Below are 23088 nucleotides of genomic sequence, written 5' to 3'. Positions count from 1 at the left end.
TGAACATGATGTGCACGTCCATGACCGCTTCCGGCGGGCCATGAGGTCATGCGTTCACAGGATTTGACGTAATTACCCAAGGCCCCGCCAGAAATGGACGGGGCTTTTTAGTTCTCCGTCTACCGATGGCTAACGGAGAATGAAATGTTCGAGATTAGACGCGCCACGCACAGCGATGCCCAAACGGCGTTCGACATTCGCCTTCAAGCGATACGGCATCAATGCATCGGCGCCTATACCACGGAGCAAATGCTGGCCTGGACGGCAGGAGCAGCCAAGGACGGGTATAGCGAACTGATGGATAAACACTTTTATCTGGGCTGTATTCAGGGTGAGCCGGTGGCGACAGGAATGCTTGATCTGGAGAGGAGCGAAATCGGCGCGATCTTCGTGCTCCCAAGCTTTATGCAACAAGGCATTGGCTTGAGAGTCTTGGACTACCTTGAATGCCTGGCGCGAGATCTGGGGCTGAAGGAGATCAATCTGGACGCCACGTTGAACGCTGCTGACTTTTATCGGCGTTGCGGTTTCGTGGCTGATGAACCTGCTATTTACCATTCGCCCTCCGGGCTTCAGCTGGCTTGTGTCCCGATGGTGAAAGCGCTAGACAGGATTGATTGCTTCACCGACGGCAGACCCGGAGGAACTCGTGTAACCCGCAATATTCCTGATTGCCACGATTGACAGCCCTCACGACTTGTAGGAATTTAGCCGCCCGCAGGTAAGGAATATCTGCTGACGGCCAAAAAATGGTCGTCGTCTAATGAAACCGGACACCCACTCAGGCGAGAATGCTCGCCAGATCGAGGTGTCCGTTATTCACCTCACAAGGGATTGTCTATGCAAGGTTCAAACACCGTTGCTCAACAGGTGTGCGGTCAGCGGGTGCATACGCATCAGCACACCCCACACATGAACATTGCCGAGCAAATCCTCGAATGCCTGTTTCGGCGTCGTAGCCTTGCCCCGGGGCAGGATTCCGAGCTTTCATTGCAGGTATTGGAACCCCATCTGGCGAAGGTAATGCAAGCGGTCGAGTGCGGTCGCCAGATCGAAATGGTCTTGCCAGCCTTCCCGGGCAAGTCGCCCAGCCGCAAGAAAACCCTCAGCCATCTGCCTGATCTTGCTGAACATCACGCAATCGACGAGTTACATCGCCTGTGCAATGAGATCCAGGAGATCTACGCACCGGGAGCGCTGATTCATATCTGCTCCGATGGCTATGTGTTCTCTGACCTGGTGCATGTTCCCGATGCAGACGTCAAAGCCTACACCGACGCTATCCAGGACTACGCCGAACAGCACTATCCCGGCTCGTTCGCTCATTTCGACCTCAGGGATGCCTATCCTCCGCTTGATTGTCTGGACGCCATGCGTGAGGAGATGATGATCGAGCACGGCCAGTCATTGGTCTTGTTGCAGCAGCGTTTCAAGGATGATCCGCACATGATGTTGATGTACTGCGGCATCCATCGCTTCCTTTCCGAGGATTACTCGGGCCTCAAAGTATTCGCCGGCATGAGCCTTAATGCGGTGAAAAAAATCGCCAAACCGGCCTCGCAGCGGGTGATCCAGCGCAGTGAAGCCTGGAGTGCTCTGTTACAGGCGCGCTACCCACATTGCCTGCGCCTGTCGATTCACCCGCAACTGGCGGTGTCGACGAAGATCGGTATCCGGTTGGTGCCAACCAGTGACCTGTGGCGTACGCCCTGGCATTCGGTGGCCATCAATCGACGGGGTGTGGTCACCCTCGAAAAACGCAGCAATGTCGATGAACGTTACCACCGCTTGGTGTTCCGCAAGGGGCGTCCTTGTCACTACGCCAGTGCTCAATGATGGCGTCTCGGTTGCGGGTCGAAGCCGTACTCTTCGATCTGGATGGGACCTTGGTCGACACCTTGCCTGACATCACCTGGTGCCTGAACCAGGTGTTGCTCGAACACGGTTGCCCGGCGCAGACAGCGCAAACGGTGAGGGGTTACATCGGCGGCGGGGTCACAGCGATGATCGAGCAGGTTGCCACGCAGTTTGGCATCGCCGATGCGGTCGCCCTGCACCAGCGCTATGTGGCGCTGTATCAAAACAACCTGGTTCAATTTTCCCAACCCTTCAACGGTGTGCTTGCCTTGCTTGAAGGTTGTCGCCAATTGCAAGTGCCGCTGGCAATCGTCACCAACAAGACCGAGGACATGGCCCGGCAAGTAGCCGATGCGCTGCTTCCACAGAATACCTTCGGGACGATTCTGGGGCATCGCGCGGGCAGGGCGCTCAAACCTCAGCCGGAGGTGGCATGGGAAGCTGCCCGGCGATTGTCGGTTGATCCGCAACGCTGTTTGTTCGTCGGTGACACCGAGATCGATCTGAAGACCGCCCGTGCTGCAGGCATGTACTCGGCGGCGGTCACCTGGGGATATGGCATGACCTCAACATTGCAGGCCCAGGCCCCGAACTTCTGCTGCGAACAGCCGGCCGGATTGCTACGCATTCTGCAGCAAGTCTGCGGAACAGCGCATGCATTCACCGAACATGGCGATACCGTTAAATCCTATTGATACACACTCTCTCAAGGAAGTTGTTCTATGGAACATAGAGACACATGGATCGCTGCTGTCAGCGATTTGCTCGCGGGTTATCTGCTCAAGGGCACGGATGATTGTTTCGAAGCACAAGGCAGAGCGCATCTCGCGCTACGCCTGGGACACTGCTTCGATCAGAGCCTGCCAGTGCGCCTGGTACTGCCAGGCTTCCCCTGCAAGTCGCCAAACGCCACTGACCAGACATTCGGCGTGCTGCCGGATTATGGCGAAGTCATGGCCATCGAGCGCCTCGACCAGCTCGGTCAAACCATCGCCGCGTTGCATGCACCGGGTTGTGTGGTGTCGATCCTCAGTGACGGCACGACCTTCAATGACATCGTTGGCGTTGCCGACGACGTTCGCGTCGCCTACAACCGGGCGTTGCGTGAACTGTGCACCACCCACACGATTCAGTGGGTCAGCATGGAGGACCTGTTCCCACAGGCCCAAAGTGCCGAGTCGGTTCGCGCCAGCCTGGTCAAGCAGGCCCGTCTGCCCTGGAAAAACCTTGGGGATCTGATCGAGCAGAGCCGGCACGATGAATCCCTCAGCCAGGCCCATGACCACCTCTGCAGTCACCTCTATAACGATCTGCGACTGTGCCGTGAGGACGGGCAGAGCGAGGATGAGTACCTGCAGCAAATCAATTTCAAAGCCTACCAAATGATGTATCGAGGGCAGGCATTGAATGCGGCAGTGGACCGTTTCTTCGGCGATGACATTCGCTTGTCGGTCCACCAGTACAGCAATGCCGGACCTAAGTTCACCTTCGGATTGGCCGAGGGGCTGAACCGTGTTTACAGCCCTTGGCATGCCGTGCCGGTGTGCAACCTCGATGGCAGCCAAACCCTTCGCACCCGCGCCCAGGTCGACCTCGACCACCACGTGTTGGTCACCTATGACGGGCGGCCGTGGCTCTACCACCAAACAGAAAACCCACAGGCGCAAGGCTTCGAGTACGAACTGCAAAAACTTCCGCTCTTTGGCCTGGTGGTGCGAGACCCGTTGGGGCTGGGTTTCGAACGACTGTCCACCGGCCTGCTGGAAGCACTGGTGGAAACCTTTGGTTTCGTCTGCCTCAAGGGCTGTCGCTTCGACGATCAGGACAGTTTTGCTCGCAGCTGCGAACGCTTCGGCACGCTGTACGAATGGGCCTTCGGCGCCGTGCATGTGGTCAAACCTGCGGACAAACCCCAAGGCGTGGTGCACTCGCTAGAGAAAACGCCTTTGCACTGGGACCTGAACATGCTGCCCGACAGCGACGCACAGGTTCAGCGCAATCCGAAATTCTGCGCCAGCAAATTCATGCTGTATTGCAAGACAGCGCCGCAGCCGGGCGAGGGCCAGACCACCATCGTCGACAGCCGAAACGTACTGCGCAAAGTCGGGCAGCAAGTCGCCCGGCAATGGCAGTCGGTGAACATCAGCTACTACACCAAAATGACCTACTTCGGTGGCTCGCCGCGCATGTACAGCCTGGTGGATCATCACCCCCGCAGCGGCGAACTCATCCTGCGTTATCAAGAGGGCACTGACTCGACACTGCAGACCTTGAGTCAGTCTGTGCAGGACCATGACGAGGAGGCTCAGCAGGCGCTGCTCGAACAGGTCAATGCGCTGGTTTATGACCCGGAGTGCATGATTGCTCATCAATGGAGTGAAGGGGATTTGGTGTTGATTGATAACTATCGGACGCTGCATGGAAGGCTGCCGATGTCGGCGGGTTCTTCGTCGCGGGAGTTGTGGCGGGTGCAGGTTTACTGATTGCTGTTGTCTTGCAGGCCCTGGAGACAGGGCCTTGCGAGAAGTCTCCATCACTGCGCGATGAAGTCGCGAATCGCTCGAATAGTCTCCGTTGGCGCTTCTTCCATCAGCCAATGTCCGGCCCCCGGAATCACGACTTCCGTGACTTTATCCGCCGCATTGCGCATCACGATCGCTTCATTGCTGGCAAAAGATTTTTCACCGCCGATGGCCAGCACCGCCATCGTCAGCCGCGTCGCCATCGACGCTTTGTTGTCCACCTCATCCTGACGAATGCTGCGGAACTGAGCGAAGGCTGCGCGCATCGCGCCGGGGCGGGCATAGAGCGTGGCGTAGTGCTGACGGGTTTTTTCATCCACGTTGCTGGGGGCACCCGCGAACTCGTTCCAGGGCCGGTCCAGATTCGCTCACTGTTGAATGCCGGGGATGGGTATTGCTTTCCGACGACTTTGTATTTCGGAATATTTGGGCGGATGAGACCGAAATTATCAACGCTAACACCCGGCAAACTTCTGATACGGAAGCTGCCTTGGTGGCCGCTTTCGACGCCACGCCACAACGGACCGTCGATAGTGGTCTGGCCCCGATTTCCCTCCTTTCAGAAGGTTGCTCATTGATGATGGCATTTTGAGTTAATCAGCCTATGCTGTTAGAAAACAGTTCATCAGGGATGAGATATGAAAAATGCAGCGCTGGCGTTTGTACTGGCACTCATACTTGAAGGCTGCGCGACTTCGCACTATACGAGCGGTAGAGACTTTCCATCGGCAAACATCCCTAGCATTGTCAAAGGAAAAACGACGGCAAATGATCTAAAAACGCTTTTTGGTGAGCCCTTCGCCAAGAGTCCGGTCAACGAAACTGATGAGAAGTGGATCTACACCTGCACTATTGGTTCTGCTCATGCTCAGAGCTATATGGTTACCATGAAAGTTACCACCACTGGCACACAGAAGACTCTGGACGTGCTGATGCGGAACGCTACAGTGATCAATTATACGTTCACTGAAGGGCCCGCTCTTGGCAGTACCACAGTTAAAAGAATAGTTTCTTAACGTAATAGGTTGGTTCACGATTGATGAACGGGAAATACTGGTCTGACGCCGTAGCTCTATACCGTGTGTAATTGATGTTTGTGACTACCGATAAAATAGGGAGTGGAAAATGGATATTGCGATTACTATAAATCTCACCCCGGCGGAAGAAGCTGAAGTTGCGGCCATTCTAGGGTGTGATATCGCAGAACTTAATGATCGGCTCAATGCATGCTCGTTAGCAGCAACTAATGAATATCTCGCTATGTTCCGAGGGCAGAAAACCTTCAAGCGGGGTAGTGATATGCTGGAATTTCGTCTGCTTTTACTAATTGAAACAGCTTTTAATGGTGTGATACCGGATGAGCGTACGGTTTGTAGTTTGTTCCAGACGACGTTAACAGAAAGCAGATCGTTAATTAGGTCGGTGATCTCTAAGTACCAGTATCAACTTCGGAGTCATGTTGAGCGCACCCTTAATGCATGCTTGACTGCTGCCAGTCGTGCAAGTAATGCTCAGAATTATAATGTTGTTATAAATAGTCATAATATTGTAGATGAATTAAATAAGGCGCTGGCGGATATCGATGGAAGTCTGTCGTCGGTGATAAAAAAGAAGGGCAGCGTTTCTACTTTTGAAATAATACCTTCATCATATAATCATCTCTGCGCTAAATTTTCTGTCAGGCCTAATCCATGAGTGATCTACTTTCTGCATCAAGTTTGCTTTTAGCGATCGCCGCAATACTTTTTAGTCTTTGGCACCCGGAAATCACAAGCGCACTTAAAATCATTCCCGAAGACCACAAGGAAGATAATGTCGGGGCACGCGCCGTCGTAACGGGTGTGATAGTGAGCAAGGCTTTGCCGGTGGCAGTTGTGTCACTTGCAGTGACTCTTATTTTTCTTCCTGATGCCGTAAGATTAACAAAAGAGTCTTTTGAGATTTTTCAGAAAATTGGCTATTCAGTTACTAAAAATTATGATGCTGTTCGAACTGCGTACTGTTTTGTAACTTTGCTGTCTGCGGTGTTGGCTTTGTATGTGTGGGTGCTGTTAGGTAAGTTGTTTTTTTTGCATAAGCGATTGGGGTAGCGAAGTGTTGTGGTTGCAGCTTAATTTATTCGTGATTAATAAGTATCTATGGGGGCTTTTGATAGGGCGATTTAGGCGTTTATGTGGGGGGAGGAGTAGGATGTAGTCGCTGAGGCTGAAAAATGAACGGTTTTTAGTTTAGGTGCTTTTTTGAGTGTGATCTGTCCTTGTAATAAGGCTGGGTGGATTTATTTTATGTGCAAGATAAGTCGATCTCCTTTTTTAGGTGGCAGTAAGTGTGATATTTGTTTTACCTAAATGTCCACGTCATCAAATATTGATCTGGAATCATGACTCCATCTGTCGGTAGACGTGTCGCGATAATCATCTTCTGGTTCGTTGCTGCTGTATAAGTTTGCTCTTAAGTCTTCTATAGCGTATTCGATAAAGTCAAAGCTTGCGTCGATTAACTCTACAGACTCATCGTCATCAGCCATTTCTCGGCGAAATCGTTCTAATGCATCTCGCAAGTTGTCGAAGTGAGTTTCAGGATCTTCTGAGCCATCATGGGTATCCTTCCAGTTGTCTACAGTCAACTCAAGTTCTGGGAGAAGGTTTATTTTTACGTGATGCACGATTTCTTCTAGCTCACTTGAGCTAAATAGAGTGCGAATATCGGCTCTTAGGAAGTCTGCGTCAGGAATATCTACCGCTAAATCATAAATTTTATTTATATGACGAGCGCGCTCTGTCTCTGGAAGTAAACCAAATTTATGTAGGCGAACTATGATGTCGACATCTGAAATTGCACTCAGATAAGAGCTGACTTTTAGACTTTTAATGTATGTGATGTTGCTATCTATAAACAGTTTTAGAAAAATCTTGCTGCACCTAAAGGCTAGAAACATGTTCAAGCTATGCTGCTCGTCTTTTTTGCCTAATACATAAGGGGTTATTCTGTCGATAATTAAATTAAAGCGATTTTCAGGTATGATGACTTTTGCACCTTTAATTCCAATTTCTCCGCATGTGACCTCCCTCATCAGCTGTTGAATAGGTGTTCCCGTCAGGTAAATATCCATCAGCTCTCTATTTTCGGCTACTAGGGAGGCCATAGCGTCTCGGATCGTAGGGTGTTTAAAACGCCATACATAGTTGCCATTTTGTATTACCTGGGAGAGCATGCAACCTTCTAGCGCGACTAATGCTGCCCTGACATTGTTTTTCGATCCTCCCAGCAGCTCAATTGCAAACTCCTCTTCCTGATCAAGTTTTACAGGACTATCAAGTGCGCCATTTCGCATAAAAACTAGAGCCAGAGCGGACCTGCTATTGGCGTCAAGAGTACTGATAACCTCCTTGAGAAAGTCCATGGGGCGGTCTATGAAATCACTAATGGAAGGCCAGTTTATTATAAGAGCTTCTGTAAACTCTTTATGCCCAAGCCTGCGAGCTATCTCTGGGCTGAATCGTTTGTGCCCAGCTACCTGTGGTAGCATAGGTTTGATGCGGGATTTAAAAGCTCCGCTCTGTGAGCCTAACTTTATATGATTGTACAAAATTTGCTCTTTTTCGCTCTCCGTCATTTTCTCAACACGAATGACAACTTGCGACTCGCGTATCACTGGTAAGGCCGATTGCTTTAGATGATTTTTTGCTGCCTGATAAATATAATCGCGAGATGTGAAGATTACTTTGGAACCTTTCTTTATTGCGGCATGGAGATGTGGGAAAGTTTTATTCCAGTCATTCAGCTCCTGTATATCTAATTGTGTCGCACCGAAAGCGTCATCTACCCAAAAAAATTGTTTTTGGTCATGTGGGTTGTAATGTTTTACGAAATCCTCAGCCGATCGGACTTTTATGGTAGAGCACCCCCATTCGTCAGTCGCCCCAAGTGCAAGCGCAGCAGCTATTGTAGACTTGCCACAAGCGGGTTCACCTAACAAAAGCACGAAACCATGACTCACGAGTGCTTCCGCGCTTTTTCTATATGCATCGGTTAATACAAATTTGCTTAAGTCATCACCTATAGAGCTTAATATTTCCATCCCTTGAGCATAAGCTCTTTCGTCGAGTATTTGACTTAAATCACCAAGTCCATATACACGAGGTACCAACATCCTAAGGCGGGGCGATTCCTTTATCCATTGACTAATTTGTTCCGCTCCATATACAAGACAGCAATTAATCCCTTCTATAGATTCAAACTGACTTTTGATGCTCTCTTCGTTGCGTCCTGTAAGCTTAGCATTCGTAAAAATCAAATAATTATCAGCGAGTCCTGACGTCGCTAGTCGTTTTGCCTTCGCAATCTCATCGACTAAACCACTGGTCTTTATTGTTTCCTTTGGATTTGCTGTAAATTTGCACTGAACCGTAAAGCTGCCCTCTAATGTGGTGCCAGCCATTGTTGTCCATGTCCCGAAAAATGCTCCGTCACGCCCCCCATCATTTGTATCATAGAAACTCTGGATGGTTTGGCCCCAAATATCCCCTACGATTGTTGAACATAATTGTTGGAACGCCTTCCAACCTAGCGATTGAAGTTCATAGGTGACGTGGCTGGCTTGTGTGGAGGGGGGAGGAGTTTTAGCAGGCATAGGACAGTCCTTTGGCGGAAGCAGCGCAAGGTCTTTACTAACACATTCGAACCAGTTCTGCATCGAGTAGATACGCGACTCACAGTGCGAATCGTACCTGTTTTTCTAGTCAACGCCGAAGGGCATTATGGGGCGGTTCCGATTCGCTAATGGCGGACTACGGACCTATTGAATGCGTTCCTCAACAGAGTCGGCCGAAAGCAGTCAATCATAGTCGACTGACTGCTGTCCGTCGGATATAAACGGAATACAAACAGGTAATAAAAACCCGCGATGATGTGGGTTTCTTATGGCTCAAATCTGGTTACGTCCCCTTGGGCGTATCAAACCCACGCTGCTCAATCACCCGAAACACATCGCTCACATCCTGGACCATGATCCGGGCGATGTTGGTGACGGTGTTGATGTCGTGCTCGGCGTAGTCCGGCAGGCTGGTGCAGGCCATGAGGTTTAGATATTTGAGGACGGCGCTGAGGCGTTCGCTGAGGCAGTTGTGGAGTTCGCGCAGTGGGGCGTCGGCGTCGATGAGGAGGACGGGGTGGTCGGTGGCGAAGTGGGACATTGGGGAGTAGTGGCGTAGCGGTTTGTTCATAGTCATAAGGTTGAGCTCTTCAAAGGAAAAATGAAGTGCCACCATTCTGCTGCGAAACAAATAGGTGGCAGCTATGTGCGGGTTCGCAGACCGGAGAAGAGACAAAACCGGCAGACCCAAGGGTCTCCCACACACAGCCGCCATAAAACGTAACGGCGGCAAATTTTGCCACAGTTGTCATTTAACGGTGTGTGTCTTCTTCTGCAGGGCTGCGAAACCCTATCGCTGAATTCGCTCAGCGACAGACCCACTCTAAGCAGCGATTTTGATAGCCGCAACCGGGCTGTAGGACCACACGCGGTCCCTGTGGCGAGGGGGCTTGCCCCCGTTCGGTGGCGCAGCCGCCGCAAAACCGGGCGTTGCGATGTGTCTGAGGAAACGGGCTAGCAGGGTTTGGGGCTGCTTCGCGGCCCAGCGGGAGCAAGCTCCCTCGCCACAATCGGTTGTTTCCTACAAGATTTTCGGACTTCAAAATCCTGGCGGCGGCTTCATCAAACGATCACGATTGCAGCTTGGTTCAAGCACAACATTCATTTCAGCGGCCGTTACGGCGTTTAACCCGAGGAATCCCATGAGTCAAACACTGGAACGCGCCATTGCCATCGCCGCTGCGGCGCATGAGGGGCAGGTGGACAAGGGCGGCGCGCCTTACATCCTGCATCCGCTGAAAGTCATGCTGCGGGTGAACACGCTGGATGAGCGCATCGTCGCGGTGCTGCATGACGTGGTCGAGGACTGCGGCATCAGCTTCGACGATCTGCGTAACGAAGGCTTCAGCGAAACGGTGTTGATGGCAATTGCGTCGGTGACCAAGGTGCCGGGCGAGTCCTACGAGGCGTTCGTCGAGCGCGCGGCGCAGAACCCGATCGGGCGGGTGGTGAAACTGGCGGATCTGGAAGAGAACAGCGACTTGTCGCGGATTGCCCAGCCGTCCTGGGAAGATCTGGAGCGCGTTGAGAAGTATCGGCGGGCGATGGGGGTGTTGCGTTCGTAGTGAGTGGGTGTGGGTTCGGAGTCTATCAATCCGTAGATCGCAGCCTTCTGCAGCTCCTACGCCGATCGAGTAGGCGTTTGGATTTGGGACAGTCCACGTTTTTTCGCTCAACGGTTTTTGAAATCGTGGTCTGTCCCGGTGTTCCGCTCGGTGTTTCGTACTCAGTCGTTATTTTGTGCCCTGACAGCCTTGCGAGCGGTCTCAACGTGATTCGACTATGTCTGTCGACTGCCATTGCCTGACAATTGGATTTACGGATGAAACCAACGATGCGACGCCCGTTCCACACCAAGAAAATCATTGCCGTAATAGCCATGTTCCTGTCTCTCTCTGGTTGTGCCGGGGTGGTGGTTACAACGCCGGAACCGGAAAGAGCACGCATTCCCTTGACCTATCAGAAAACAGATGGCGACCTGACCACGCGGGCGTGGTGTGGCGTAACGTTATGGGCGGTGATTGTACCTGTTCCCTTGAAGTTGCCCGTCTGCAAGCTTCACGAGGGGCAGTCTTTAACATCGGACTTTTACGCTTGCGGTCCACTGATGGCCCTGGGACCTATCTCTCACGGTTATGAGGGGAATGCCCTATGTGGGACATTTCACGGGTGGTGAACATGACCGTGGTGTTCGAAACTGACGCTCGTGAAATATCGGGACAGATCACAGTTTCTCCGTTCAACGATTTTTGAAATCGTGGACTGTCACGCGCTGAAGATCAAAAGATCGCAGCCTTCGGCAGCTCCAAAGGCGTAATGGAAGTCCGTCTTGCGGCGTTAGTATTTTTCCATTCTGCAGTCATTCCCCTAGAAAAGAATCGGTCTAAAAACCCCGGCCCAAGCCTCGAACGATTTGCTATTCTGAGGTTGTAGGTGAAGACGCAGACTGATGCGCAAAGGGATAGCGAGGAAGCGTGGGGCGCGCTCCCAAGGGTACACGGTTAGAAAGATCTCCGCGCTGAGATCCAGCCCTTATGCCGTGTGAGGCAGAACAGCCTAAAGTTAAAAATCCTGTTCTGTGAGAGGCCCGATAAACCTTGTAAGCCAGAGACCAGCGCTGGCCACCTACATCGATTTCAGAAGCCCGCCTTGTGCGGGCTTTTTCGTGTTTGCGGGTAGCCAGTTTGTTCTACACGGCGTTCACTTTTGCGAATGGCGCGCGTGCGTCTGGTTCTTCGTGTTCCGTCTGTCTGACGTGAGCCGCAAAGCCAATCTGATCCGAAGCAATTTCCGCGCGCAACGTGAGTAGCGGAATGTCATATGCACCAGCATTCTGCGGGCGGAAAGGAATCGGTGCGGTTTTCCAGAGGTCATCAAGGCGTTGGCCGAGCGCGTCGCAAGTTGTTGAAAATCTCTCCTCATCCATTCGGCTGGTCCGATAGATCACAAACGGTGGCAGCACGTCGAAACCGGGGTAAAACAGGATGCCATGCTGAATGGGGAATAGCAGATCATCGATGGGCCCATTGATGCCCCGGGGGCTGTAATGAGACTCCCATCCGCCCGCAGTGACGATCAGCATCGCCCGTTTGCCCGCCAGCGTACCTTCTCCATAGCGGTTACCCCAGCGCGCATCGGAATGCTCTCCAACGCCATAGGCAAACCCATGGACATAAACGCGTTCCACCCAGCCTTTGAGGATCGCCGGCATCGAAAACCACCACAGCGGAAACTGCAGAATGACGGCATCGGCCCAGAGCAGTTTTTCCTGTTCGAGGACGATGTCCTGGCTTTGTCGGCCTTCTTCGAAGGCATGTTTGGAGTCCAGCGAAGGATTGAACCGCGATTCGGCTGGCCGGCCGGGGCTGTCATCGGCGTCCAGTGAGGCTTTCCAGTCCATCGCGTATAGATCGGAGACCTGCACCTGGTGGCCGGCAGCTTCCAGGCGTTTAACGGCAAAGTCTTTGAGCGAACCATTCAATGATTTGGGTTCGGGATGGGCATAAACGAGCAGAACTTTCATGGCTGAGTCTCCAGTGTCAGGAGCCAGCAGAGTCAGACTTTAGCCGGTATATTGGAAATGAATAACCAATATGCCAGGTATTACCATGAATAATCTGCGACGCCTGGACATCAACTTGCTGCTGACCCTTGATGTCTTGCTCTCGGAACACAACGTGACCCGTGCGGCGCAACGTCTGAATTTATCTCAACCGTCGGTGAGTGTTCATCTCGCCAAATTGAGGGACATTTTTGGTGATCCGCTGTTGCTGCCAGGACCACGGGGTATGCGACCCACGGCCAGGGCCGATGAGTTGCGCGAGCCGTTGCGCCAGGCATTGGAAGCCCTGGAGCGCGCCGTGTCGCCCGCCAGCCCGTTCAACCCGGCCGAGGCGCGGCAGACGTGGAATGTCATGGCGTCCGACTATGGTGAGACGACTATCGTTTTGCCTGCGTTAGCCGGTCTGCGTTCGTCAGCCCCTGATACGCGCCTGGCGGTGTTTGACCTGGTTCCGTCACAGATCGCCAAGCAAGCGGAGCAGGGGGCAATCGATCTGGCCTTTCACGTCAGCGAGGACGCGCCCCTCGGCTTGCGACGTCGCGTGTTGTTTACCGAGCAGTATATTTTGGTGGGCCGCGCTGGCCATCCGCAGTTGAAAAAGCGGCCGACACTTGCGCAATTCTGCGAGCTCGACCACGTGATCGTGTCACGGGATGGTGGAAGTTTTCAGGGGGTCACCGACCAAGCGCTTTCGGCGGTGGGCATGACGCGCCGGGTGGTGCTTTCAGTCCCGCATTTCCTGTTTGTGCGGTCGGTGGTGGAGAGCACCGACATGGTGGCGATGCTGCCGTCGCGGCTGGTTCGCGATGCGCAGACGCTGGCGGTGATCGAGTCACCGCTTGAAGTTGAGGGTTACGAGATGTCGATGCTCTGGCCCGAGCGCGTTCATCGTGACCCTGCGCATCAATGGTTGCGGGAGTTCATCGTGAGTGCGTTGTGATTGATTTCAGTTAACGCATTCCATGTGGGAGCGAGCCTGCTCGCGATAGCGGTGTGTCAGGCAACATCAATGCTGGATATGCCGCCGCCTTCGCGAGCAGGCTCGCTCCCACAGGTTCCGTGTCTGGCATCAACCCGTCCCCCACTTTGGCTGCCAGTTGTGTTCATCCCGGTGTTTGGCTAATCTCGCACAAACACGCAAAAACAGGCATAACCATGCAAGCCGAGCATTCCATCGCCGAACTCCCGCAGCTGCGCCGTCAAAAAATCCTGCTGATCCTGGAACGCGACGGTAAGGTCATGGCCTCCGAGTTGAGCCAGCATTTCGCCGTGTCCGAGGACACCATTCGCCGGGATCTGTCGGAGCTGGCCAGTGCCGGGCTGGTGCAGCGGGTACACGGCGGGGCGTTGCCGCGACCCAAAGACACGGGCAAGGATTACTTCACCCGGGTCGGCGAAACCGATGAAGTGAAAACCCGGCTGGCCCAACTCGCCGCACGGCGGGTCAAAAACGGCCAGATCGTGATTTTCGATTCCGGCAGCACTACGCTGCAGATCGCGCGCTCGCTGCCTGCTGACATCTGCATCACGGCCATCACCGCGTCGCCGATGATCGCGATCACCCTCGCCGAATACAAAGGCATCACAGTGATTGTCGCCGGTGGTCAGCTCAATCCCGCGACGATGTCTTCCAGCGGCCATGAAGCGCTGCGGCTGATCGAGAGCATCAAGGCCGACCTGGTGTTTACCGGGGTTTGCGCCATTCATCCGGAAGTCGGCATCAGCTCGCTGCATTTCGATGAGGTGCCGGTGAAGCAGGCGATGCTCGCCAGCGCTTCCCATGTGATTGCTGTCACCACCGCGGACAAACTGGGGGCGGTGGAGCCCTTTGTTGTTGCGCCTTGCAACCGCGTGCACACCCTGATCACCGAACGTCATGTGGCCTCGGGCAATGTCGAGGATTATCAAAAACTGGGGATCGAGGTGGTGCAGGTGGACGCTTGAGCGTCATCGCGGTCAGCGGTGTATGAGTTACGCTGATAGCTACGACGGGAGGAATGCAACCATGACTGAGCGCCATATGATCCACTCGGAAACGCTGTCGAACGGATGCACGATCAAGGTTACGGCCGAGATATTGAGAGACGGTTCGCTGGGGATGTTCATCGGTGTTTACTGGCCGGACGGCTCGGCCATCGATGAGGACAACCATCCGTCGCCACATCAGATGGATATGGAAGCGGCGATGGAGTGGGCCATCGAAAAAGCCAAAACCATCGGTAACAGTCAAAGAACGCTGTAAGACCCGGCGATAACTGAATCATTGATTGGCTGGAAGGTCGTAGCTATGGGTTTGAACGCACTGCGATTAATTTCGCGGCAAGCGTCACCTCATCCCCGCAGCTCTGACCTTTTAGGACGTTCAAATGAAGCGCACCGCGATAATGACCCTGGCCATTGCAAGTACCCTCCTGTTGGGAGGTTGCTTTCCTCACTGGGAAGATGACGACAGGTATGATCGGGATCACCGTCGTGAATACCGTCGCGACCATGACCGAGGTTATGACCAACGTGATGATCGAGGGTATGACCGCGATTACGACCGTCGTGATGATCGCCGTCGTCACCGCGATCGGGACCGCGACGACCGCGACGACGATTGATACTTACCCGTCAGCCTTCAGAGCGGGCACCACCGCTCTGATCTGCCGTCAGTCATGCGAGGAATCACCATGGAAATTCTGCCTGGACGTTTCGCTCGGCGCCTCAGTCAATGGCTGATCGCGGCGGGTATCGGCCTGATCGCCATAACGCTCGATGCACAGGCGCAAACTCCACCTCAAGCCACTCAGGAAATAAACAGCTTGCTGGACTTTGTCGAGCACAGCGAGTGCCGGTTTGTGCGTAATGGAAGCGAGTACCCGGGCGCTGAGGCCCGGGTACATCTGCAGAAGAAGCTGACGTACCTCGAAGACCGGAACAAGGTAAACAGCGCAGAAGACTTCATTGAGCTGGCGGCCAGCCAAAGCAGTATGAGTGGCCGCGCCTATGAAGTGCGCTGTCCGGCAGGCGTACAACCGGCCAGCCTCTGGCTGAAGACCGAGCTACAGCAGCAACGGCAACGTCATTGATTCTGTCCTGATGGGCTAGCGCAGCAGATGCACCGCCAGCCCGATCAGCCCGCACCCCATCAGTACTTCGATCACACCCCGCTTGAAGCGGAACAACGCAATGGCCGCCGCAATGGCGATCAGCGCCGAAGGCCAGTCGAGTTGACCGCCGAAGCCGTTGGGCCAGAGCACGTGGTAGCCGAAGAAACACGCCAGATTAAGAATCACGCCGACCACCGCCGCAGTAATCGCGGTCAGCGGTGCGGTGAGCCTGAGTTCGTTGTGCGTCGATTCCACCAGCGGACCGCCAGCGAGGATGAACAGGAACGAAGGCAGGAAGGTGAACCAGGTCACCAGCGTGGCGGCGAGGGCGCCGGCCAGGAACACATGATCGGGGCCGAACACCTGATGAACATAGGCGCCGACAAAGCCGACGAAAGCTACCACCATGATCAGCGGTCCGGGAGTCGTTTCGCCGAGTGCCAGGCCATCGATCATCTGCGTGGGGGTCAGCCAGCCATAGTGCCCGACGGCGCCCTGATACACATAAGGCAGCACGGCATACGCGCCACCGAATGTCAGCAACGCCGCTTTGGTAAAGAACCAGGCCATTTGGGTGAGGGTGCCTTTCCAGCCGAACAGAGCGGTGAGAATGCCCATCGGCAATACCCACAAAACAGCACCCACCAGCAATAGGCGCAGCAATTTAAAACTGCTGAAACGAGCGTGTTCGGGAGGCGGAGTATCGTCATCGATCAACGCCGGGCCGAAGGATTTTTTCGCAGCGCCGTGGCCCCCGGTCTGGAACCTTTCAGGCGCCAGACGTCCGCCGACATAACCGATGATGGCGGCGCCCAGCACAATCAACGGGAACGGCATGTTGAACACGAAGATGGCCGTGAATGACGCCGCGGCGATTCCCCACAGCCAGTTGTTCTTCAGGGCCCGCGAGCCGATCCGGTGAGCTGCCTGCACCACAATGGCGGTCACGGCAGGCTTGATCCCATAAAAAAGACCGGCCACCGCCGGCACTTCGCCAAAGGCGATGTACACCCAGGACAACACGATCAGGATGAACAGCGAGGGCAGCACAAACAGCGCGCCGGCGATCAGGCCGCCCCACGTCCGGTGCATCAGCCAGCCGATGTAGGTCGCCAATTGCTGAGCCTCAGGCCCAGGCAGCAACATGCAGTAGTTGAGGGCATGCAGAAAACGCCGTTCCGAGATCCAGCGTCGGCGCTCCACCAATTCCTGGTGCATGATCGAAATCTGCCCGGCCGGCCCGCCGAAACTGATGAAGCCGAGCTTCAGCCAGAACAGAAACGCTTCCCGCAGACTGATGGCCGCAGGCTTCGGCAGGTCCTGCTCGACGGTCGAAGAGGGGGCTTTATTCAAATGACGATTCCTTTTTCAACTGTCGATTCAAGCCTTCACGGCGTACCAAACATCGCCGTCCAGTAAATGCCCGCATCACTCTTCGGGTCCACTGCATAAGCTGCCCCCAACTCACGAAATTGCGGGTTCATCAGATTGGCGCAATGGCCCGGGCTGGCCAGCCAGCCATCGACCACTTTGCGCACGGTGTCTTGTCCGGCGGCGATGTTTTCGCCGACCTGCTGGCCGGCATAACCCGCCAATTCAGCCCGATCACCCGGCGTGCGACCATCGCGGTCCTTGTGATCGAAATAGTTATTGTTGGCCATGGCCCGGCTGTGGGTCTCGGCTGCGGAACCCAGCGTGGCGTTCCAGGCCAGTGGCGTCGTGGCGGTAAAGGCTTGGGTGCCGCACTGGCGTGTCTGAGCGCGGGCGCTGTTCATCGCTTCAAGCAGTTTTTGTCCCTCCGCCTGCCAGTCGCCAAGACGCCCGGTCAACAGCGGACGCGCCAGCACAATGCGCCACTCACGACCATCGCGGCTGACGCCGATGTCGACGAATTGCGGGTCCAGCACCACTTGGCAGAAGCTCTCCTGAATCGCCTTCATGGCGGACGGCGCATCACGCGGGCCGGACAGGCTGATCGCCTGCACATTGACCATCGGATAAGCCGCGCGGGCCAGAGCCTGCTGCAAGTCGCCGATGCTGTTGGCGGACAGGACCAGGCGCGGATCGCTCGCCAGCGGCGGCAACTCCGAAGACGCCTGGCCGCCGCAGCGCTGCACCTGGCTGCGGTAAACGTTGATCGACTCGATCAGCTGCGTTTCATCAACCGCCGACGCGGCGACGCTGAACACCAGCCCGAATGACAAGACGGCAAGATGCAAAACGGATGACAGGCTGCGCATGAAAATCTCCCTTGAACGGTCTGCGCTCATGATGCGCGATTTCACCCCTGCGAATGCAATGCCTTTTCGCCTCGACATGCAGATTATTGTCAGGCGACTGGAATGACTTGCGACGACTACAATCAAGCCAGGCCAGCGCTACAACGTCGCCGTTTCATTGCCCAAGCCAGTGTCATCGAAAGGATCGATCATGCGATTAAAATGGGTACTCACCTGCTTCGCAATCATCCTTCTAGGCGACCAGGTGTTGGCGACTGAGCAGGAGCAAAAACAGGAAGTGGCCGAAGACAAGGCGCAGGTCCTGGAACAGAAAGCCGCCGAGAAGGGCACCGAACTTCCGGTACCCAAGTCCGAGGTCATCACCCCCTCCGAAGTGCAGGCGGTCGATCCGGCAGGCGCAGCCCCTCTGGACGATGCAATCACCTGCCTTGCACGCAGCATCTATTGGGAAGCCAAAGGTGTGGCACCTGCCAACATGGAAGCTGTCGCCAGCGTGGTCATGAACCGGCTGGGCCATGAGGGTTTTCCCGATACGGTGTGCGCGGTGGTCAAGCAGGGTTCTGAAACGCATGCCTGCCAGTTTTCCTGGTGGTGCGACGGACGTGCGGATCAGGTAAAGGAAGACGATGAATATGCCATCGCCAAGGAAATCGCACGTAAGGCACTCAACAAGCAACTCACGGACCGCACCTATGGTGCTTTGTATTTCCACGACAGAACGGTGAAGCCCGCTTGGGCGAAGAAATACACCAGGACGGCCGAGACCCGGAAGTTCCTGTTCTATAAACCTCGTGGCGGGACGGCGAAGTAGGTGCGGATAGCTTGAGGATCGTTGGCGGAGGGTGCTGCCGGTAGAATTTTACGGTTTTTTTACGGTGGATATTCTCTCTCGCGACGATACTTGCCGCGTTTTTTGATCATCAATAATGCCTGCGATCCTTCGTCCCCCGGTTGACTTGAGGTCAATTCCTTTTCCTCGGTTTCAGAGAAACTACCCGTGAGCGAAACAGCAATCCCGGCCCATGAAGAATCCCATTCCAAAACCTCGGGAGTGGGTTTGCTCGTCGCCGCGGTGGGCGTGGTTTATGGGGATATTGGCACCAGCCCTCTTTACACCCTCAAAGAAGTGTTCGCCGGTCACTACGGAGTCCAGGCCAATCACGACGGTGTACTGGGTATTCTGTCGTTGATCTTCTGGTCACTGATCTGGGTCGTCTCGATCAAGTACGTGCTGTTTATCCTGCGTGCCGACAACCAGGGCGAAGGGGGCATCATGGCCTTGACGGCACTGGCGCGTCGGGCCGCCGCGCCGTTTCCCAAAATGAGCAGGGTCCTGGTATTGCTTGGCCTGTTTGGCGCGGCACTTTTTTACGGCGACAGCATGATCACCCCGGCCATTTCGGTGCTCTCTGCGGTTGAAGGGCTACAGCTTGCGTTCGATGGCATTGAGCATTGGGTGGTTCCGCTGTCCGTGGTCGTCCTGGTAGCACTGTTCCTGATACAGAAACATGGCACGGCGCGTATCGGCATCCTGTTCGGCCCGGTCATGGTGCTGTGGTTTGTGGTGTTGGGTGCACTCGGCATTTACGGCATCTTGCAACGGCCGGAAGTTCTGCAAGCGCTGAATCCTGCGTGGGCGGTGCAATTTTTCGTGGTTCATCCGGGCATCGGCGTCGCCATCCTGGGCGCCGTCGTGTTGGCATTGACCGGTGCTGAAGCACTGTATGCCGATATGGGCCATTTTGGTCGCAAACCCATTGCTCGTGCCTGGTTCATCCTGGTGCTCCCCGGCCTGGTGCTCAACTACTTTGGCCAGGGCGCGCTGATCCTCGGGAACCCTGAAGCAGTCCGTAATCCGTTCTATCTATTGGCACCTGACTGGGCGCTGCTGCCGATGGTCGCGCTCTCGACACTGGCCACCATCATCGCCTCCCAGGCCGTGATTTCCGGCGCATTCTCGCTGACCCGTCAGGCCATTCAGCTGGGTTACGTGCCGCGTATGTTTATCCAGCACACCTCCAGTCAGGAGCAGGGGCAGATTTATATCGGCATGGTGAACTGGGCGCTGATGGTCGGCGTCGTGTTGCTGGTCATCGGCTTTGAATCGTCCAGTGCGCTGGCGGCGGCTTATGGCGTGGCGGTGACGGGGACCATGCTGATTACCACCATTTTGTCCTCGGCCGTTGTATTGCTGCTGTGGAAAACACCTCGTTGGCTGGCTATTCCGATGTTGTTGGGTTTTCTCGTGGTGGACAGCCTGTACTTCGCCGCCAACGCTCCGAAGATTTTCCAGGGCGGTGCGTTCCCGGTGATCGCCGGTATTGCCCTGTTCATTTTGATGACCACCTGGAAACGGGGCCGAAAGATCATTGTCGAGCGACTGGACGAAACCTCGCTGCCGCTGCCGTTGTTCATCAGTAGCATCGGCTCGCAACCACCCCATCGTGTGCAGGGCACAGCGGTATTTCTGACGGCCAGGGCTGATGCGGTTCCTCATGCCCTCTTGCATAACCTGTTGCATAACCAGGTACTGCACGAGCAGGTGGTGTTGCTCACCGTGGTGTCTGAAGACAGCCCGCGTGTGGCTGCGGATCGGCGATGCGAGGTCGAGGCTTATGGTGAAGGATTCTTTCGAGTGAGTCTGCACTTTGGTTTTATCGAGGAGCCCGACGTACCTCTGGCGTTGAGCCTTTGCCATTTGAAAGAGCTTGATTTCAGTCCGATGCGCACTACTTACTTCCTTAGCCGAGAGACGGTCATCCCGACCAAGCGTATCGGCATGGCTCGGTGGCGCGAAAGCCTGTTCGCGTTCTTGCTGAAGAACGCCAACAGCAATCTCAAATACTTCAAATTGCCGCTCAATCGTGTGATAGAGCTGGGCACGCAGGTCGAGATGTAGACGGCAACAGTCAGTCAAACACACATCCCTGTGGGAGCGGGCTTGCCCGCGATAGCGGTGTATCAGGCAACATTAATGTCGACTGACACTCCCTCTTCGCGGGCAAGCCCGCTCCCACAGGTTTTGCACCAGATTTTTAGCCTTGCAGCGCCACTCAGACGCTTTGAGCCGTGCTCATGGCCGGGTAATCGATATACCCCTGCGCGCCGGGTGCGTAGAACGTGTCTTTATCCGGCACATTTAGTTCGGCGCCTGTGCGAAAACGCTCGGGCAGGTCGGGGTTGGCGAGGAATGCGTTGCCAAACACCACCGCGTCGGCCTGGCCCTTGGCGAGCAGGGATTGGGCGGCGTTTTGATCGAGCCCGCCACCGATCAGGTAGCTGCCATTGAACAGGGGGCGGAACAAGGCGTGGTAGTCGACGCTGGCGCCGAACAGGGCCACGTGCAGATAGGCGAGGTTCAGCCCACGCAATTGCTCGACCAGATGGGTGTAGGTTTCTTGCGGGTTGGCATCGACGATGTCGTTGAAGTTCATTTCAGGGGAGAGCTTGATGCCGACGCGATCACTGCCAATTTCCGTCGCTATGGCGTTCAGCACCTCCAGTACAAAGCGAGCACGATTTTCAACCGATCCACCGTACTCATCCGTGCGCTGATTGCTGCCGGTCGAGAGAAACTGTTCAGGCAAATACCCCGACGCGCCATGCAGTTCGACACCATCGAAACCGGCCTCGATGGCCAGGCGTGCGGCCTGACGGTAGCCCTCGATGACCGAGGCAATCTCGACCACGGTCAGCGCATGCGGGGTGACGAAGTCCTGAAGGCCTGTGGCTGTCCAGGTCTGGCCGGCGGGTTTGATCGCGGAGGGGGCCTGTGGCAGGGCGCCGTCAGGCAACAGCGAAGGGTGCGAAATGCGTCCGCAGTGCATCAGCTGCATGAAGATCCGCCCACCGCGAGCATGTACGGCTTCGGTAACCTGCTTCCAGGCGGCCACTTGCTCGGCGGTTTCGATACCGGGAGTGCGCACGTAACCCTGGCCAAGGGCCGCAGGAAACACCCCTTCAGAGATGATCAGCCCAGCACCGGCGCGCTGCGCGTAGTAAGTCGGCACCAGCTCGGTAGGCACCCCGGATTCATCGGAACGCGAACGGGTCATCGGTGCCATGATCATGCGGTTGGACAGTGTATGGCGACCGATCTGGACTTGAGAAAAAAGCGAATGCATTGCGGTACTCCTCAGTAAACGATGTGGCTATCATTGATCAATCCGAATTCGGGATAAACCCGGTAAAACAGAATTGACTGATCCACTGATGGAGCAATGACATTGGAGTTTCTCAACGACATGGCGCTGTTCGTCGAAGTCGTGAAGGCGCGCAGTTTCCGCCGGGCGGCCGAGGCGATGGGGATGCCGAACTCGACATTGTCGCGCCGGATAAGTGGCCTCGAGAAGGAAATCGGGCTAAGGCTTTTGCATCGCACCACGCGCAAAATCGAGCTGACCGAGGCGGGGCAGTTGTACTTCGATCGCTGCAAACGCATCGTCGACGAGGCCCGGCTCGCGCACGAGCAGCTCGGCGAAATGCTTGCCCGACCCAGCGGTGTACTGCGGGCCTCGCTTCCGGTGGATTTCGCCAATATCTACCTGGCACCACTGATTGCGGAGTTTGCCCAGTTGTATCCCGGTATCAGCTTCGAGTTCGATCTGACCCCACGTCAGGTCGATCTGGTGAGTGAGCCGGTCGATGTGGTCATCCGCATGGGCGAGCCCGTGAGTTCGAACCTGATAGCCCGCAAGCTCACCAGTTTTCGCCGCTGTCTTTACGCCTCGCCTCGTTATCTCGAACTGCACGGCGACCCTGTTCAGCCCTCGGATCTGGCACGCCACGAATGCCTGCGTATGCGCGGCACGCGCGCTGACCGCTGGATACTCTCCGGCAGTGAAGGGGAGGTGGAGGTTGAGGTTGACGGTCGATTCGAACTCAACAGCGTGGGCATGATTCGACGCCTGGCGACGCTGGATCTGGGGATCGCTTTACTGGCCGAAGGCATCGTTGCGCAAGACCTTGCCAATGGCACACTGCGCAGAGTCTTGCCGCAGTGGCAGGCTTCACCCGTCTCGGTTTACGCCCTCACCGAGACACGGCTGTTGCCAGCAAAAACCCAGCGGTTTATCGAGTTTCTGCGTGAGCGGCTTCAGGATGCGTAGTGTTCCAGGGCTGTTCATGGCGTGCGTTCTTTCTCTATCTTATGCAAAATCAC

The 23088-nt window shown here is 55.3% G+C and carries 21 protein-coding genes and 2 pseudogenes; 16 read left to right on the top strand and 7 right to left on the bottom strand.

Going from position 1 to position 23088, the window contains the following annotated elements:
- Positions 1-144: 144 nt before the first annotated feature.
- The 4 genes and pseudogenes from ACZ3HH_RS15665 to ACZ3HH_RS15650 form a co-directional block, all read left to right on the top strand.
- Positions 145-606 (top strand): annotated as a pseudogene (locus tag ACZ3HH_RS15665) (GNAT family N-acetyltransferase); the annotation flags it as partial.
- A gap of 234 nt (positions 607-840) precedes the next feature.
- Positions 841-1836, top strand: a complete 996-nt coding sequence (locus tag ACZ3HH_RS15660) for an L-tyrosine/L-tryptophan isonitrile synthase family protein (RefSeq protein ID WP_465805730.1) — start codon at positions 841-843, stop codon at positions 1834-1836.
- On the top strand, positions 1836-2552 hold the full coding sequence (locus tag ACZ3HH_RS15655; RefSeq protein ID WP_465806081.1) for an HAD family hydrolase: 717 nt from the start codon (positions 1836-1838) through the stop codon (positions 2550-2552). The genes ACZ3HH_RS15660 and ACZ3HH_RS15655 overlap by 1 nt, the downstream gene beginning before the upstream one ends.
- Positions 2553-2579: 27 nt before the next feature.
- The gene (locus ACZ3HH_RS15650) at positions 2580-4340 is read left to right on the top strand and encodes an isocyanide synthase family protein (RefSeq protein WP_465805729.1); all 1761 of its coding nucleotides are present in this window, start codon (positions 2580-2582) and stop codon (positions 4338-4340) included.
- A gap of 50 nt (positions 4341-4390) precedes the next feature.
- Here the strand turns inward: ACZ3HH_RS15650 and ACZ3HH_RS15645 are convergent.
- Positions 4391-4741, bottom strand: a pseudogene (locus ACZ3HH_RS15645) (alpha/beta fold hydrolase); the annotation flags it as partial.
- Positions 4742-5017: 276 nt separating this feature from the next.
- Here ACZ3HH_RS15645 and ACZ3HH_RS15640 point away from each other — a divergent pair.
- The 3 genes from ACZ3HH_RS15640 (at position 5018) to ACZ3HH_RS15630 (ending at position 6469) form a co-directional block, all read left to right on the top strand.
- Positions 5018-5395, top strand: a complete 378-nt coding sequence (locus ACZ3HH_RS15640; RefSeq protein ID WP_465805728.1) for a hypothetical protein — start codon at positions 5018-5020, stop codon at positions 5393-5395.
- Positions 5396-5504: 109 nt separating this feature from the next.
- Positions 5505-6074: a hypothetical protein gene (locus tag ACZ3HH_RS15635; RefSeq protein ID WP_465805727.1), complete on the top strand. Its 570-nt coding sequence runs from the start codon at positions 5505-5507 to the stop codon at positions 6072-6074.
- Positions 6071-6469 (top strand): hypothetical protein, encoded by a 399-nt coding sequence (locus ACZ3HH_RS15630; RefSeq protein ID WP_465805726.1) that lies wholly within the window; start codon positions 6071-6073, stop codon positions 6467-6469. Before ACZ3HH_RS15635 ends, ACZ3HH_RS15630 begins: the two co-directional genes overlap by 4 nt.
- Before the next feature lie 254 nt (positions 6470-6723).
- On the opposite strand, the gene ACZ3HH_RS15625 is transcribed toward ACZ3HH_RS15630, so the two are convergent.
- Positions 6724-9012, bottom strand: a complete 2289-nt coding sequence (locus ACZ3HH_RS15625; RefSeq protein WP_465805725.1) for an nSTAND3 domain-containing NTPase — start codon at positions 9010-9012, stop codon at positions 6724-6726.
- A gap of 304 nt (positions 9013-9316) precedes the next feature.
- The gene (locus ACZ3HH_RS15620; protein WP_465805724.1) at positions 9317-9610 is read right to left on the bottom strand and encodes a fructose-bisphosphate aldolase; all 294 of its coding nucleotides are present in this window, start codon (positions 9608-9610) and stop codon (positions 9317-9319) included.
- A gap of 565 nt (positions 9611-10175) precedes the next feature.
- Between ACZ3HH_RS15620 and ACZ3HH_RS15615 the strand changes: the two genes are divergently transcribed.
- On the top strand, positions 10176-10598 hold the full coding sequence (locus ACZ3HH_RS15615; protein ID WP_465805723.1) for an HD domain-containing protein: 423 nt from the start codon (positions 10176-10178) through the stop codon (positions 10596-10598).
- Between the two features lie 1124 nt (positions 10599-11722).
- Here ACZ3HH_RS15615 and ACZ3HH_RS15610 read toward each other — a convergent pair.
- A complete protein-coding gene (locus ACZ3HH_RS15610; RefSeq protein ID WP_465805722.1) occupies positions 11723-12556 on the bottom strand; it encodes an NAD(P)H-dependent oxidoreductase in 834 nt (277 codons plus the stop codon).
- Between the two features lie 85 nt (positions 12557-12641).
- Here ACZ3HH_RS15610 and ACZ3HH_RS15605 point away from each other — a divergent pair, with 85 nt between their 5' ends.
- The 5 genes from ACZ3HH_RS15605 to ACZ3HH_RS15585 all read left to right on the top strand — a co-directional run bounded on the left by ACZ3HH_RS15605 (position 12642) and on the right by ACZ3HH_RS15585 (position 15666).
- Positions 12642-13535, top strand: a complete 894-nt coding sequence (locus ACZ3HH_RS15605) for a LysR family transcriptional regulator (RefSeq protein ID WP_465805721.1) — start codon at positions 12642-12644, stop codon at positions 13533-13535.
- Between the two features lie 215 nt (positions 13536-13750).
- Complete coding sequence (locus ACZ3HH_RS15600) at positions 13751-14539, top strand: DeoR/GlpR family DNA-binding transcription regulator (protein ID WP_465805720.1); 789 nt, start codon at positions 13751-13753, stop codon at positions 14537-14539.
- A 61-nt stretch (positions 14540-14600) separates the two neighbouring features.
- Complete coding sequence (locus ACZ3HH_RS15595; RefSeq protein WP_465805719.1) at positions 14601-14837, top strand: hypothetical protein; 237 nt, start codon at positions 14601-14603, stop codon at positions 14835-14837.
- Positions 14838-14961: 124 nt separating this feature from the next.
- A complete protein-coding gene (locus ACZ3HH_RS15590; RefSeq protein ID WP_465805718.1) occupies positions 14962-15198 on the top strand; it encodes a hypothetical protein in 237 nt (78 codons plus the stop codon).
- A gap of 69 nt (positions 15199-15267) precedes the next feature.
- Entirely contained in the window at positions 15268-15666 is a 399-nt protein-coding gene (locus ACZ3HH_RS15585; protein ID WP_465805717.1) for a YfeK family protein, read from the top strand.
- Positions 15667-15681: 15 nt separating this feature from the next.
- Here the strand turns inward: ACZ3HH_RS15585 and chrA are convergent, their stop codons facing one another.
- Positions 15682-17040: a chromate efflux transporter gene (gene chrA / locus ACZ3HH_RS15580; protein ID WP_465805716.1), complete on the bottom strand. Its 1359-nt coding sequence runs from the start codon at positions 17038-17040 to the stop codon at positions 15682-15684.
- 35 nt (positions 17041-17075) lie between these two features.
- On the bottom strand, positions 17076-17927 hold the full coding sequence (locus ACZ3HH_RS15575; RefSeq protein ID WP_465805715.1) for a CAP domain-containing protein: 852 nt from the start codon (positions 17925-17927) through the stop codon (positions 17076-17078).
- 190 nt (positions 17928-18117) lie between these two features.
- Here ACZ3HH_RS15575 and ACZ3HH_RS15570 point away from each other — a divergent pair, with 190 nt between their 5' ends.
- Together ACZ3HH_RS15570 and ACZ3HH_RS15565 are read left to right on the top strand one after the other, a co-directional pair.
- On the top strand, positions 18118-18738 hold the full coding sequence (locus ACZ3HH_RS15570; protein WP_465805714.1) for a cell wall hydrolase: 621 nt from the start codon (positions 18118-18120) through the stop codon (positions 18736-18738).
- 186 nt (positions 18739-18924) lie between these two features.
- Positions 18925-20826 (top strand): potassium transporter Kup, encoded by a 1902-nt coding sequence (locus ACZ3HH_RS15565; RefSeq protein ID WP_465805713.1) that lies wholly within the window; start codon positions 18925-18927, stop codon positions 20824-20826.
- Between the two features lie 154 nt (positions 20827-20980).
- On the opposite strand, the gene ACZ3HH_RS15560 is transcribed toward ACZ3HH_RS15565, so the two are convergent.
- Positions 20981-22051: an alkene reductase gene (locus ACZ3HH_RS15560; protein WP_465805712.1), complete on the bottom strand. Its 1071-nt coding sequence runs from the start codon at positions 22049-22051 to the stop codon at positions 20981-20983.
- 102 nt (positions 22052-22153) lie between these two features.
- Here ACZ3HH_RS15560 and ACZ3HH_RS15555 point away from each other — a divergent pair, with 102 nt between their 5' ends.
- Positions 22154-23035 carry a LysR family transcriptional regulator gene (locus ACZ3HH_RS15555; protein WP_465806079.1) on the top strand — a complete coding sequence of 294 codons (882 nt, stop codon included), beginning with the start codon at positions 22154-22156 and terminating at the stop codon, positions 23033-23035.
- Positions 23036-23088 lie beyond the last annotated feature (53 nt).

This window comes from Pseudomonas sp. PME37.24/025 (genome assembly GCF_055556615.1).
Note: the sequence above shows the minus strand (reverse complement) of the source record. Positions and strands in the feature narration are given on the sequence as shown.